Here is a 12,617-nt window from a genome sequence, read left to right on the forward strand (position 1 = left end):
AAAGATTGGCGAAAACCAATCTTTTTCTATTCCTTCGTTGCCTCTTGTCCCATCTCTTGGGTGCGTTTATAGGCTGCTTCCACTCCTGCAATGATATCGCCCCGCAGGCCGACTTGTTCTAAGCGGTTGACTCCTGCGATGGTAGAGCCGCCTGGGCTACAAACTGCATCTCGCAAGTGGGCTGGGTGTTCTCCTGTTTCTAGGACCATACTCGCAGCTCCTTTGAAAGTCTGTGCAGCCATCTGCAAGGCTTGTTCTCGTGTAAGTCCTAATCCTACTCCTGCATCTGCCATGGCTTCAATCATCTGATAGACAAAGGCTGGCCCACAGCCCGCAACAGCCGTTGCAGGATCCATCGATTTTTCTTCAATTTCGAATAGGGCCCCTGCTCCTGATAAGAGCTGGTTGACTTTGGCTACTTGCTGGTCTGTCACTGCTTGGGAGCGGGCCAGACTGATAACGCCTTGACCAATGGCTACAGGCGTATTGGGCATGATGCGAATTAGCCCTAGCTGGTCGTTCTGGATCACGTCAGTCATCTTTTCTAATTCCAGGCCTGCAGCCATGGAAACCAGCAAGAGATTAGAGCGTTGGGCTAAGATGCCTTGATACTCTTCTAAAAGAGGGCAAATCTGATAGGGTTTGACCCCTAAAAAGATTACTTCCGCCTCTTGAAAGACTTGTTCAAGATCAGATGCCGTTCCCCCATACTGGCTGATAAACTCTTGTACCTTTTGAGGAGAACGATTGACCAAGAGCAGGTCTTGCGCGTCCACTTCTTTTGCGACTGCTTTGGCTAGACTAGCCCCCATGTTTCCTAGTCCAATAAATGCAACTTTCATTTCTTACCTCACTTGACCATTTCCACTGACGATATATTTGTAACTGGTCATTTCCCGGAGTCCCATGGGTCCACGCGCATGGAGTTTTTGGGTCGAGATCCCCATTTCACAACCTAGGCCAAATTGACCTCCATCTGTAAAGCGTGTAGAAGCATTGACATAAACGGCTGCTGAATCTACTTGCTTGGTGAAATAAGCGGCTGTCTCAGGATTTTCAGTCACAATAGCATCCGAATGATGGGTGCTATGAGCTTCAATGTGGTCCACTGCTTGCTCAACTCCATCAACGACCTTGACTGCTAAAATATAATCTAAAAATTCGGTATCAAAATCCTGCTCTTGCGCTGCTGTTCCCGAAATGATAACCTGTGCTTGCTCATCAAGGCGCAACTCAACGGATCTTTCCCGTGCATCCACTAAACGCTCTTTGACCAAGGGCAAGAAATCAGATGCGATCGCTCGATCGACCAACAAGACCTCCATGGCATTGCAGACGGATGGGCGACTGGTCTTAGCATTTTCGATAATGGCGAGGGCTTTCTGGAAATCAGCATCTTTATCCACATAGACATGGACAATGCCAGTTCCTGTCTCGATCACGGGGACAATGGCATTTTCAACCACCGCTTGGATCAGGCCAGCACCACCACGTGGAATGAGCAAGTCCAGATAGTCCTTAGCCTTCATCATAGCAAGGCTAGAAGCTCGACTTGTATCTTGGATCAGTTGGAGAAGATCTGGATTCAGTTCAGCTTCTTCCAATCCAGCCTTGAGGGCTGTCACGATCGCTTGAGCAGAATGAAAAGCATCCTTTCCAGTACGAAGGACCACTGCATTTCCACTCTTGATGGCAAGTGCTGCAGCATCCGATGTCACATTTGGTCGGCTTTCATAAATGATACCAATAACACCCATGGCGACTCGAACTTTCTGAATTTCAAGGCCATTTTCCAAGACTTCAGTATCCAGCACTTCCCCGATCGGATCTGGCAGGTCTATTAAAGCACGGATACCTTGTGCCATCCCGGCAATCCGCTCTTGATCCAGAAAAAGGCGATCCAGCATGACTTCAGAGATCTTCCCACGTGCCACTTCCATATCGATTTGATTGGCTGCTAAAATGGCTTCCGTCGCTTTCAAAAGCTGGCTAGCCATGGCCTCCAAGGCCTGATTTTTAAGAGCTGTGCTGGCTGTATTGATACTCTTCTTAGCTGATCTCGCTAAGCTTAATTGTTCTTGTGTTGTTCCCATACGTTTTCCTCTAGAATTCTGTAAAGAGTAGGTCAATCTCAGGAGTTACCGAGATCCAATCATCCCGGTGGATGAGGATTCCCTTAGCTTTTTTAGACTGGAGCAGATCGCGCACAGCTGATTGGCCGAGACGAACTTTCCCTTTCCCAAGCACTTGTCCTGATTCTTGATGATAGACGCTGACGATGTCGTGATAAGAAAAATCGCCTTCTGCCTTAGTCACACCAGAAATCAATAGACTCTTTCCATGATCCAACAGGGCTTCCGCTGCTCCAGCATCCACCCAAACAGCACCTTTGCTTTCTGCATAAAAGGCTAGCCATTGCTTCTGGGTTTTTAAGCCCTTGTCCTCTGCAAGGAAGTAACTGCCATCTGCTTGCTCTTGCGCTGCTTCGAGCAAGGCATCGGACTTGAGAGACGAGCAAATATAGACAGGAACCCCTGACTCGGTCGCAAGGGTTGCTGCCTTGAGTTTAGTTAGCATTCCACCAGTTCCGTTGCTACTGCCAGCACCACCAGCCATCTCGATCATCTCACGAGAAATGTGTTCGATTCGATCCAAGCGCTTAGCTGTTGGATCCTGAGAAGGATTGGCTGTATAGAGGCCATCTACATCTGTTAAAAGTACCAAAAGATCCGCTTGAACCATGGCTGCAACCTGCGCACTCAATGTATCATTGTCACCAACTTTTAGCTCGGCAATCGAGACCGTATCGTTTTCATTGATAATCGGAATGGCCCCACGATTAAGCAAGACAGAAAGTGCCTGGTGAGCATTCTTATAGCGACGCTGATCCGCAAAGTCATCCTGAGTCAACAAAATCTGCGCAGAAACAATGTTGCGTAAGAGCAGGTTGGCTGTGTATTCTTCCATCAGTAAGCCTTGCCCAACTGCCGCAGAGGCTTGCTTGTCTGCCACCTTGGTCGGCCGTTTCTTAAAACCAAGGGCACCAAATCCAGCTGCAACTGCCCCTGATGAGACCAAGATCAACTCATAACCTGATTCATGTAAGAGAGCCAACTGCTGCGTAATGACCTTGACCTTCTGTCTGGAGAGACTCCCATCGGGATTGGTCAAAGACGAGGTCCCTACTTTAAAGACGATTCGTTTTGCTTTCATCGCTATGATTCTTTCTAATACTATTTATTTCGTATCTAATGAAAGTGACTGAATCTCCATTCAGCCATCTTCACTATCCTTTTCGAAGGTCTTCCAGCGTTTTCTCAAAGATCGCTGGCACTTCTGCTGTAAATTCCAAGGTCTCGCCTGTACGGGGGTGGGTAAAACCTAGTGTCCGCGCATGAAGAAACTGTCCTTGTCCTTTAAGTGTCTTCTTAGGACCATAAGCAGGATCTCCAGCTACTGGATGGCCAATATAGGCCATATGCACCCGAATTTGGTGGGTCCGACCAGTCTCCAGTTGCAACTCTACCAAGGTGTAATTCCCAAAGCGTTCCAAGACTTGAAAACGGGTCACTGCTGGTTTTCCTTTTGCCGTCACCGCTTGTTTTTTCCGGTCCTTTTCACTGCGACCAATTGGTGCTTCAATCATGCCCCGATCGTTAGGAAGGTTGCCATGGACAATGGCCCAATACTTCCGTAGAGATTTTTTGTCTTTTAGTTCCTCTGCTAAGGCGACGTGAGCTTGGTCATTTTTTGCGACCATCAGGAGACCTGACGTGTCTTTATCGATCCGATGAACGATCCCTGGACGCAATTCCCCATTGATCCCTGAAAGGTCCTTAACATGGTATAACAGCGCATTGACCAAGGTTCCACTGGTATGACCCGCACTTGGGTGAACAACCATGCCTTGAGATTTATTAACCACCACAACATCCTGGTCCTCATAAACGATGTCTAAGGGCAGATCTTCTGCTTCATAACTGACCTCTTCCACTTCTGGGACTTCATACTGGATGATGTCTCCTTCTTTGACCGTGTACTTGGCTTTTTTCACAGTCCCATTGACCAGAACTTTCCCTTCTTTGATCTGCTCATTGGCCACAGCTCGTGACAAGGTAGTCAAATCCGCCAAAGCCTTATCCAGTCGCGCACCGGCTACTTCGATTTTAATTTCCATGCGTTTCCTCTTTCAACATCAGGATCAGGAGCAAGAAAACTCCAACTGTCAAATAACTATCTGCTACGTTAAAAATGGCAAAATTCATAAAATCCAGATGGAACATATCGACCACGAAGCCCTGACGTAGGCGATCGATAAAATTCCCCAACCCACCTGCAATGACTAAGGTCAAACCTGTCACCATCCAAAGCGATCCCTTGAGGTGCTTATAGAGATAGTAAAAGGCCCCTACCATCACGACTAGAGTGATGAGGGTAAAGAACCATTGCTGATTTTCAAGAAGCGAAAAAGCTGCACCTGTGTTTTGAAGATAAGTCAGGCTGACCACATGGGGGATAAAAGACTTGACGACACCCAGTGGAATGTTCTTCACCACATACCATTTGACCAGCTGATCCAGTAGGACCAATAGGACAATCGCTACTGGGACCATTGTTTTTCTCTTCATTTCTTACCTCTTTTGATCAAAATATTCTACCATGACCTCGACAAACTTCTCTGCTACAGGAGAGAGATCCATCTCTTCGCGTTTGACATAGACCATTTTATTGTCTAAATTATCTTCCAAAGGAATCACGGTGATGCCATTCACGGACTGGCTATCTAAAAAGCCTGATCCCGTCGCATAAGCATCCGTCCGCTCCAAGATTCCATTCAAGGTTGCCCGGTCGGTTACATTGAACATTTGTGAGCTCGAGCTGGTATCGACAAAGTTCTCTGAATAATAGAGGTACTCATCTTTTTCTTGGGTAAAGCGAACAGTTGGCAACTGAGCTAGATCTTCCATAACCAGTTTTTTCTTCTTAGCCAAAGGATGTCCTTTGCGAAGGTAAATATGAGTCTGAAAAGGAATCAAATCCACTACTTCAAGCCCTAATTTATCAACCCGTTGCATAATCCCCTTGGTATTTTGACGGTTGAGATAAATAATTCCCAACTCACTATGCCCTTGAGCCACTTCGTCCAAAATTTGAACCGTCGTTGATTCAAAGATGCGGAAGTTTTTATTTTCCGGATAGCGGATTGAGAATTCCGTCATCAAAGGTGGCAAGAAGTCATAGTGCTGACTAGAAATGGAGAATTCTTTCTTCTCTTCTTCGGGACTGGCATATTGATTTTGAAAAACATCAAACCCTTTGACCACGTCCTGCGCTTTTTCATAAAATTCCATTCCTCGACGGGTCAAAAAAGTCCCAGAACTGGTCCGACGAAAAATCTTGAAGCCCAGTTCCTTTTCCAGATCTCTGACAGAGATGGACAAGCTTGGCTGACTCACATACATTTTTTCAGCAGCCTCACGAAAAGTACCACTATTGGCAATCGCCACTACATATCGTAATTGTTGTATATTCATTATATTTTCCTTATTACAGTATCGATCTATTATACCATAAATTAGGGGCTGAAAGAAGAGATCCGTTTAAGAGGCACTCTTCCAGAAAAAATAAAAAAAAAACTGGAAGAAAGACTTCCAGTTTTTTAGTTGCTTTAGGAGGCAATAACGATTTGTTTCTTACACGCGTTCTGTCCAAGGTGTTGCCACTTCAGCCAAGACTGCGTTCAATTCTTCAATATTTTGACGACCTTCTGTACGAAGCCATTCACGAGCAGCTGCTTCTCCATCTTTGATGTAAGCTTCTACTGAACCTGCCCATGTCGCACGTCCACAAAGAACACCGTTGAAGTTGGCACCTGATGCATGTGCAAATTCCAAAGTTTCTTGGAAGAGTTTTGCTGATACACCAGCACTGAGGTAGATGTATGGAAGGTTAGTTGCTTCTTCTTGTTCTTTAAAGAAGGCAGCAGCTTCTTCACGACTATAGACAACTTCACCTTCTCCAAATCCTTCCACGTAGTTGACATTGACGGGAACTTCTACTTTCAATACATCGATATTGAAACGAGGATCTGAGAAGACTTTCATAGCTTCAATAACCTTACGAGGTTTCACTTTTGCATATTCAGCAGAGGTTGCATCTGCAATTCCTTCGTCATAAGCCAAGATTTCAAGGAAGAATGGAATGTCTTCTGCCACACATTCTGAACCAATGCGTTCGATATAAGCTTGTTTTTCTTGGTTGAGTTCTTCTGCACTATCTACATCATAGTAGAGCAAGAATTTCACAGCATCAGCACCTTGTTCTTTAATGCGTTTTGCTGACCAAAGGTTGAGGCAGTCTGGTAGACGTTTGGTGCTAGATGTATCGTAACCTGTTTTTTCGTATGCAAGCAAGAGCCCAGCATCTTTATCCAAGGCTTTCGTAGCAGGCAAACCATATTCTGGGTCCAACAACATTGAGGAAGCATATTTTGTCAATTCATCTGCTACAAGAACTTTCAATTCTTCCATTTGTGCTACAGTTGGCTCAGTGTCTTGGTATTTGGCCATCAAGCGTTTCAAAGCCCCACGTTGGTCGAAGGCCAAAGCTGAAATAACACCGTCTTTTGTACTAAGACGTTCCAAATAGTTGCGTTTTTGTTCTGTTAATACCATTTTATACCTCTTTTACGATTAATTGTTGATACAAGGCATCATAGTGCCCCATGTTGACATGTCCTGTTTGAGCTTCTTGCGCATTTAACATTCCAAGAACATTTGCTTTCTTGAGCAAGTCTGCGTCACTCTCATGATGATAGAGACCAGATGCAATCCCTGCAACAGTCGAATCACCAGATCCGACTGGATTGACGACATCAATCTTAGGAATATCTACCTTATAGAAGACATCGCCGTGCTTTGCAAAAGCGCCATTTGCTCCAAGAGAGACAATCACCCATTCGATTCCTTCAAAGAGAGCATCCTGAAGAACTTCTTTTAAGTCTTCCACATTCTTACTCACTTCTTTTCCTAACAATTGAGATAACTCTTCATTGTTAGGCTTAATGACCGTTGGCTTGACATCTGCTTGAATGGCAGCTTCCAAAGAAGCCCCCGAGCAATCGAGCACGACTGGTTTTCCAGCTTCCCTTGCAATCTTGACAAGGCTAGCATAGTAATCCACTGGTAAACCAGCTGGAAGACTACCTGAGATGGCAACAACTTCCACTTGATCTATCAAGTGACGGTAATGGTCGAGGAAACCTTGCCCTTCTTTCTCAGAAATGGTTGGACCTTTTTCTAAGATTTCTGTTTGCTTGCCTTCGTGAAGGATGGCGATACAATTACGTGTATCTCCAGCAATTTCAAAGAAACGTTCCTCTATTCCTTCTCCTAAATGATCGAGAATGAATTGACCTGTTCGACCACCAAGTAGGCCGGTCGCTGCCACTGGATCCTTGATCTCAGAAAGTACACGGGTAACATTGAGACCTTTCCCACCGGCTGTCTTACTCACCTCAGCCACTCGATTGACTGTATCCAACTGGAGCACATCCAAAGGATAAGAGATATCAATCGAAGGGTTCATCGTGACCGTTAATATCATACGTCACCTCTTAGTCGTGGTATTCACCACGGTCCCATTTTTCAAGGAATTCTGTAAAGAAATCAGCATCCGCTTGATGGGCATTATGGGTTTCCACATGTTGGATCTTAGCAATCAATTTTTTATTTTCTTCAGTTGGTTTGTATTCAGCGTGGATGAATGCTTCAATGATATCGCACATGAGCAATTCACCAGTGATTTTACCACCAAACCCGATCACATTCGCGTTCAATTCTTCTTTAGCATAAAGAGCAGTTGTCATGTCCCGTACTAAAGCAGAACGGATACCAGGTACTTTGTTAACAGCATTGTTGATCCCAACACCTGTACCACAGATACAAACACCAAGATCTGCTTGGCCACTTGCTACGGCTTCACCGACTTTTTTACCAAAGATTGGATAGTGGGTACGTGTATGGTCATAAGTCCCAAAGTCGAGTACTTCATATCCTTTTGATTTCAAAAAATCAGAAACAGCCATTTTTTCATTTGTCACAATGTGATCACAACCAATTGCAATTCTCATTTGAATTCTCCTCTCATTAGCACATCTTATTCAACATATCGACACGGATTTGGTGACGACCACCGTCGTATTTACCATTGACGAAGCCTTTGGCAATGTTCTTGGCCAATTCATCCCCAACAATTTCAGCACCCATGGTAATCATTCGAGAATTGTTGTGTCCACGTGTCATATAAGCAGAACGTTCATCTGAAACTTCTGCTGCCACCATTCCTTTGATTTTAGTCGCAACCATAAATGGACCAGCACCATAAGCATCAATCACGATTCCAAGATTCTGATCGTTTTTGTTCACTTCACTCGCAACTGCTAATGTCACATCTACAAAGTCTTGACCTTCAGCGGTTACATCCACAACATCGAAGTTCTCTTTTAAAAGAAAGTCTTTTACGAGATCTTTTAATCTTAATCCTGCAGCATCTGCACCAAGTACAATAGACATATTCTGTCCTCCTTTTGTTCGGTTCATCAATATTTCTGTTGTTATTTTTTCACAAAGAAACATTTTCTTACTTTTGATATTATATTACACCTATTTTGAACGAAAGTCAACATTAAATTGTTTATTTTCGAACATTTTTTAAAATAAAAACACCATATCCACAACAGATATGGTGTCAGTTTTCAAACTACATATGACGATTATTTTGCATTTGCAGCATATTCTTCGTTACGTTTGATCATTTGTTTTCTGTACCAAGCGAAGATTCCGATATAGAATGCCAAGAAGACAACTACACCAAGGATAGCTTTGATATCACCAGTTGTTGCGTTACCGATTGTCCAACCGAGCAATTTTTCAACTGGTCCTTCAAGAGTTGAGTGAGTGATCAATTGAGTAGAAGCCACCCCTTTAGGGAAGGCATCAACACTCTTAGCCAATTGAGTTGCAAATGGTGCAATCAATGTTCCTGAAAGAAGGAAGAGTGGCAAGAGAAGGCTTCCGAAGATGATCATACGGATTAATTTACCGCGTGTTACAACCAACAAGGCTGGAGTCACACCCATAGCGATGATACCTGCAAGTGGCAAGATACCATTTCCGACTTTAGAAAGAAGCACAGCTTCAATCAACATGATTGGTGCAAGTACGTTCGCACAAGCCCAGATTTCAGCACGACCAGCGATAAATGGCCAGTCCAAACCGATGTTGAATTTACGTCCTTGAAGACGTTTAGTAGCAACATTTGTAATACCTTGTGACAATGGTTCTACCGCTGCGATGAACCAAGAACCGATCAATGAGAACAATTCCAAGCAGACACCGGCAGTCAAACCAAGGCTCAACCAACCTTTAATAACCAATTCCCATTTGTCAGCATCTTGCACGCCAGCAACTGGATGTGGAGTACCCATGATACCGATGACGATACCAAGAAGGAAACCGATAAAGAATTTAGATCCCCAGAAACCGATCTTCTTGTTCAATTTAGCAGCGTCGAAGTCGTATTTATCAAGACCTGGGAAGAATTTGTCAAAGATTTTATCCAAGACCATGATGATTGGGTTCATCATGTAGTTCATGTGAGTTGAAGTCATAGGTGATGAACTTGGTGCATTCAAAAGATCATCAAATGTTGGTTTCATCAAGTCTGAGTTGATGATCTTCATAATCCCTACTAGGACTACTGCTACAGTTGCAACGAAGAGAGAAACTCCTGCGCTAACTCCATTTTTATCAGCATACCATTTGATCAAAAGACCAGTGATAGACAAGTGCCAAATATCGAAGATATCGACGTCAAGTGTATCTGTTTTCTTGATAGCAAGCATGATAACGTTGACGATCAACATAATCAACAAGAAGTAAAGTGTCCAGGCAGACCCCCAAGTGATGGTCGCAAGAGGTGCCCAACCAACGTCAGTGATATTCAATTGAATACCAGTATTCTCAACGAATTTTGCAAGAGACGCTGAGAAAGCTCCATTCAACATACCGATGATGGCACCGATACCAGTAAGGGCGATGGCAAGTTTAATACCACCTTCAAGGGCTTTAGAGAATTTCACTCCAAACAATAGAGCCAATAAAGTCAAGACGATCAACATGATGATCGGAGCACCCATGTCTAGGATGGGTTTGAAAAATTTATTGGCAAAATCGATAATGCCATTCATAATAAATCCTCCCGATTTATATTTTTTTTGTAATTTACGGCATAAAGTGTTTCCAATTTTATCATTGGATAACGCTTACAAACTGTTTTAAAAAAATATTAACTTAATCCATGTTCTTTAATGGCAGCTTCGATGTTATCAAAGACTGGCGCACTCATCGCTGGAATACGGAATAAAATTGGTCCTGCTTCTACCACTGGAATACCAGGATCGAATCCCAAATCAGTTGCAGCAATTGGAGTAAAGATATCATAACCTGAAATCAAGTCTTCATTGACATCTTTGACCATGACAGCGTCACAACGCACATCATAACCACGGTTTGACAACTCTTCTTCTACCGCACTCTTAATTTGGTGGCTAGAGTTAACGCCTGCACCACAGGCAGCTAAAATTTTAATCATTTGGATGTCCTCCATTATAAATATTTACGAATGTTTTAGGAAATAGTTTCCGTAATGTATTGATAAAGCTTATCTTCACTATCTAATTTTGATAGAGCTTCGAGATTTCCATTGGATGTAAAGAAATCCATCAGCTGGGCCAAAATATTGGTTTGGCTAGAGCTTGAATTGTTGATAATGAAGAATAAAAGTGAAACTTGAACTTCCTTATCTGGAGCAATCATATTATGGAAGGTTACCGGTTGATCCAAACGAACCACGACCACATTCTCAGTGAGATTGTGGACAATGTCTGTGTGCGGGATCGCCACATTTGGTAAGTCCTTACCAAGAAATTCCATGTCTAATCCAGTCGGGAAAGACTTTTCACGCTCAATCAAAGCGGAACGATAGGTTGGTGTCACAATCTGTCGCTCTTCCAATAAGCTTGCTACCTGCTCAAAGAGATCTGTTTGATCCTTGGCATGTAGGCAAAATACAAGATCTTTGTTAAAGAGTTGATTTAATCCCATTGTTGCCACCTCCTTATCTAACTATTTATTTTATGGTTAGAGTATATCACTATATTGATTGAATGTCAATCATTTTTTGTCGTATTTTGTTTATTTTTGTTTATATTCCTCTTTAAAGCGCTCCCTAACCGTCATTTTCTAACATTATTAAAAAAGTAAAAAGTGGTCTCTTTTTTGAGACCACTTGATCTTAAATGATTTTCGTATACAAGGCGTATTTGTCTTTGATCTTTTTTGGAATACTATCATCGGTAATAATGGCATTTAGATCTTCCACGCGATAGAAACTGTAGAAGGAATAACTATCAAACTTGCTGTTATCAGCTACAACATATTTCTCTATCGCATTGTTCAGAATAATGGCATTGCCGTTTCCTTCTTCTTCATTAGCTGTGGAGACACTATGGCCATCGATTCCATTGACCCCGATAAAGGCCTTAGAAACCTTGATTTCTTTCAAGAGTTTATTGGCAAATTGACCGACAAAGGTTTGTGTCTTTACCCGGTAGCGACCACCAACTAAGATCAAGTCATAATTTGGGAAATCCTTGAGCTTCTCAAAAATAGGTAGGGAATTAGTGACGATGCTAATTTCTTTCCCTTCCAAATAATCTCCGATAAAGTCTGTTGTTGTACCAGAGCCAATAAAGACGGTATCCCCATTTTCGATCAAGTCTGCACATTTTTTGGCAATGGATCGTTTCTCATCAATATTGATCAGATTTTTCTCACTGTGAGAAGCTTCTAATAAACTATCTTTGACTTTTTTGTGGGCCCCACCATGTACACGAACTAAAAGACCTTGTTTTTCAAGATCGATCAGATCGCGACGAATGGTCATGTCTGTCACCCCAAAGAGTTCCTTGAGCTCTTTGACCGATACCACACTTTTCCGATCCAGTTCCTGAAGAATTTCAACATGTCTGCTATCTTTCATGGTACTACTTCCGTTCCTACTATATTTGTCTCTATTATACTACTTTTTTCAAAAAACACAAATTCAAACATTATATTAACAAGAGTAAACATGATATTTTTATGATAGATAAAAGAAAAAAGCCTTCCGTCAATCCGGAAAGCTTTGATTTATGCTATTTCTAGCTTCCTCACCTTTGGATCAAGGCTCGGGATAAAAAGGTTAAGGAAACCTTATTATTTTGCGATTGGGTAAACAGAAACTTGTTTTTTATCGCGACCTTTACGTTCGAAGCGTACTACGCCTTCAACTTTTGCGAACAAAGTATCGTCTCCACCACGTCCAACGTTCACACCTGGGTAGATGTGAGTACCGCGTTGACGGTAAAGGATAGATCCACCTGTTACAGTTTGTCCATCAGCTGCTTTAGCTCCAAGACGTTTTGCTTGTGAATCACGTCCGTTTGATGTAGAACCTCCACCTTTTTTGTGGGCGAAAAGTTGCAAGTTAGCAAGATTCAATTTCAACATAATTGT

At 42.9% G+C, this 12,617-nt stretch carries 15 protein-coding genes; all 15 read right to left on the minus strand.

Translation table 11 applies throughout. The annotated features are described in order from the left end of the window. Positions 1-26: 26 nt before the first annotated feature. Positions 27-842, minus strand: a complete 816-nt coding sequence (proC, locus tag AB4X21_RS06385; protein ID WP_369087681.1) for a pyrroline-5-carboxylate reductase — start codon at positions 840-842, stop codon at positions 27-29. A gap of 3 nt (positions 843-845) precedes the next feature. Next, positions 846-2,093: a glutamate-5-semialdehyde dehydrogenase gene (locus tag AB4X21_RS06390; protein ID WP_369087682.1), complete on the minus strand. Its 1,248-nt coding sequence runs from the start codon at positions 2,091-2,093 to the stop codon at positions 846-848. 10 nt (positions 2,094-2,103) lie between these two features. Then, positions 2,104-3,213, minus strand: a complete 1,110-nt coding sequence (gene proB / locus AB4X21_RS06395; RefSeq protein ID WP_369087683.1) for a glutamate 5-kinase — start codon at positions 3,211-3,213, stop codon at positions 2,104-2,106. A 73-nt stretch (positions 3,214-3,286) separates the two neighbouring features. Beyond that, positions 3,287-4,177: an RluA family pseudouridine synthase gene (locus AB4X21_RS06400; RefSeq protein WP_155126056.1), complete on the minus strand. Its 891-nt coding sequence runs from the start codon at positions 4,175-4,177 to the stop codon at positions 3,287-3,289. After that, complete coding sequence (lspA, locus tag AB4X21_RS06405) at positions 4,167-4,628, minus strand: signal peptidase II (protein WP_003001852.1); 462 nt, start codon at positions 4,626-4,628, stop codon at positions 4,167-4,169. Before lspA ends, AB4X21_RS06400 begins: the two co-directional genes overlap by 11 nt. Positions 4,629-4,631: 3 nt before the next feature. Then, entirely contained in the window at positions 4,632-5,534 is a 903-nt protein-coding gene (locus AB4X21_RS06410; protein ID WP_003011186.1) for a LysR family transcriptional regulator, read from the minus strand. A 159-nt stretch (positions 5,535-5,693) separates the two neighbouring features. Next, a complete protein-coding gene (gene lacD, locus AB4X21_RS06415) occupies positions 5,694-6,674 on the minus strand; it encodes a tagatose-bisphosphate aldolase (RefSeq protein WP_369087684.1) in 981 nt (326 codons plus the stop codon). 1 nt (position 6,675) lies between these two features. Next, the gene (locus AB4X21_RS06420) at positions 6,676-7,605 is read right to left on the minus strand and encodes a tagatose-6-phosphate kinase (RefSeq protein ID WP_155126064.1); all 930 of its coding nucleotides are present in this window, start codon (positions 7,603-7,605) and stop codon (positions 6,676-6,678) included. A 10-nt stretch (positions 7,606-7,615) separates the two neighbouring features. Next, positions 7,616-8,131, minus strand: a complete 516-nt coding sequence (gene lacB, locus AB4X21_RS06425) for a galactose-6-phosphate isomerase subunit LacB (RefSeq protein ID WP_003002763.1) — start codon at positions 8,129-8,131, stop codon at positions 7,616-7,618. Positions 8,132-8,147: 16 nt separating this feature from the next. Beyond that, positions 8,148-8,573 carry a galactose-6-phosphate isomerase subunit LacA gene (gene lacA, locus AB4X21_RS06430; RefSeq protein ID WP_369087685.1) on the minus strand — a complete coding sequence of 142 codons (426 nt, stop codon included), beginning with the start codon at positions 8,571-8,573 and terminating at the stop codon, positions 8,148-8,150. A gap of 200 nt (positions 8,574-8,773) precedes the next feature. After that, positions 8,774-10,249 carry a PTS transporter subunit IIC gene (locus AB4X21_RS06435; RefSeq protein WP_369087686.1) on the minus strand — a complete coding sequence of 492 codons (1,476 nt, stop codon included), beginning with the start codon at positions 10,247-10,249 and terminating at the stop codon, positions 8,774-8,776. A 98-nt stretch (positions 10,250-10,347) separates the two neighbouring features. Continuing rightward, positions 10,348-10,653, minus strand: coding sequence for a PTS sugar transporter subunit IIB (locus AB4X21_RS06440; RefSeq protein WP_003010999.1), 306 nt, complete (start codon positions 10,651-10,653; stop codon positions 10,348-10,350). Positions 10,654-10,688: 35 nt separating this feature from the next. After that, positions 10,689-11,165 carry a PTS sugar transporter subunit IIA gene (locus AB4X21_RS06445; protein ID WP_003007730.1) on the minus strand — a complete coding sequence of 159 codons (477 nt, stop codon included), beginning with the start codon at positions 11,163-11,165 and terminating at the stop codon, positions 10,689-10,691. Positions 11,166-11,355: 190 nt separating this feature from the next. Further along, positions 11,356-12,102 carry a DeoR/GlpR family DNA-binding transcription regulator gene (locus AB4X21_RS06450; RefSeq protein ID WP_003007732.1) on the minus strand — a complete coding sequence of 249 codons (747 nt, stop codon included), beginning with the start codon at positions 12,100-12,102 and terminating at the stop codon, positions 11,356-11,358. A 215-nt stretch (positions 12,103-12,317) separates the two neighbouring features. Further along, positions 12,318-12,611 carry a 50S ribosomal protein L27 gene (gene rpmA / locus AB4X21_RS06455; RefSeq protein WP_003002805.1) on the minus strand — a complete coding sequence of 98 codons (294 nt, stop codon included), beginning with the start codon at positions 12,609-12,611 and terminating at the stop codon, positions 12,318-12,320. Positions 12,612-12,617 lie beyond the last annotated feature (6 nt).

It is taken from the genome of Streptococcus sp. CP1998 (assembly GCF_041026655.1).
Taxonomy (GTDB): domain Bacteria; phylum Bacillota; class Bacilli; order Lactobacillales; family Streptococcaceae; genus Streptococcus; species Streptococcus dentalis.

Bases quoted from the DNA above. Each gene is read 5' to 3' on its own strand.
- AB4X21_RS06440 (WP_003010999.1), bottom strand. From the start codon at position 10,653: ATGATTAAAATTTTAGCTGCCTGTGGTGCAGGCGTTAACTCTAGCCAC.
- AB4X21_RS06420 (WP_155126064.1), bottom strand. From the start codon at position 7,605: ATGATATTAACGGTCACGATGAACCCTTCGATTGATATCTCTTATCCT.
- AB4X21_RS06435 (WP_369087686.1), bottom strand. From the start codon at position 10,249: ATGAATGGCATTATCGATTTTGCCAATAAATTTTTCAAACCCATCCTA.
- AB4X21_RS06450 (WP_003007732.1), bottom strand. From the start codon at position 12,102: ATGAAAGATAGCAGACATGTTGAAATTCTTCAGGAACTGGATCGGAAA.
- lacB (WP_003002763.1), bottom strand. From the start codon at position 8,131: ATGAGAATTGCAATTGGTTGTGATCACATTGTGACAAATGAAAAAATG.
- rpmA (WP_003002805.1), bottom strand. From the start codon at position 12,611: ATGTTGAAATTGAATCTTGCTAACTTGCAACTTTTCGCCCACAAAAAA.
- lacD (WP_369087684.1), bottom strand. From the start codon at position 6,674: ATGGTATTAACAGAACAAAAACGCAACTATTTGGAACGTCTTAGTACA.
- proC (WP_369087681.1), bottom strand. From the start codon at position 842: ATGAAAGTTGCATTTATTGGACTAGGAAACATGGGGGCTAGTCTAGCC.
- AB4X21_RS06445 (WP_003007730.1), bottom strand. From the start codon at position 11,165: ATGGGATTAAATCAACTCTTTAACAAAGATCTTGTATTTTGCCTACAT.
- proB (WP_369087683.1), bottom strand. From the start codon at position 3,213: ATGAAAGCAAAACGAATCGTCTTTAAAGTAGGGACCTCGTCTTTGACC.
- AB4X21_RS06390 (WP_369087682.1), bottom strand. From the start codon at position 2,093: ATGGGAACAACACAAGAACAATTAAGCTTAGCGAGATCAGCTAAGAAG.
- AB4X21_RS06410 (WP_003011186.1), bottom strand. From the start codon at position 5,534: ATGAATATACAACAATTACGATATGTAGTGGCGATTGCCAATAGTGGT.
- lspA (WP_003001852.1), bottom strand. From the start codon at position 4,628: ATGAAGAGAAAAACAATGGTCCCAGTAGCGATTGTCCTATTGGTCCTA.
- lacA (WP_369087685.1), bottom strand. From the start codon at position 8,573: ATGTCTATTGTACTTGGTGCAGATGCTGCAGGATTAAGATTAAAAGAT.
- AB4X21_RS06400 (WP_155126056.1), bottom strand. From the start codon at position 4,177: ATGGAAATTAAAATCGAAGTAGCCGGTGCGCGACTGGATAAGGCTTTG.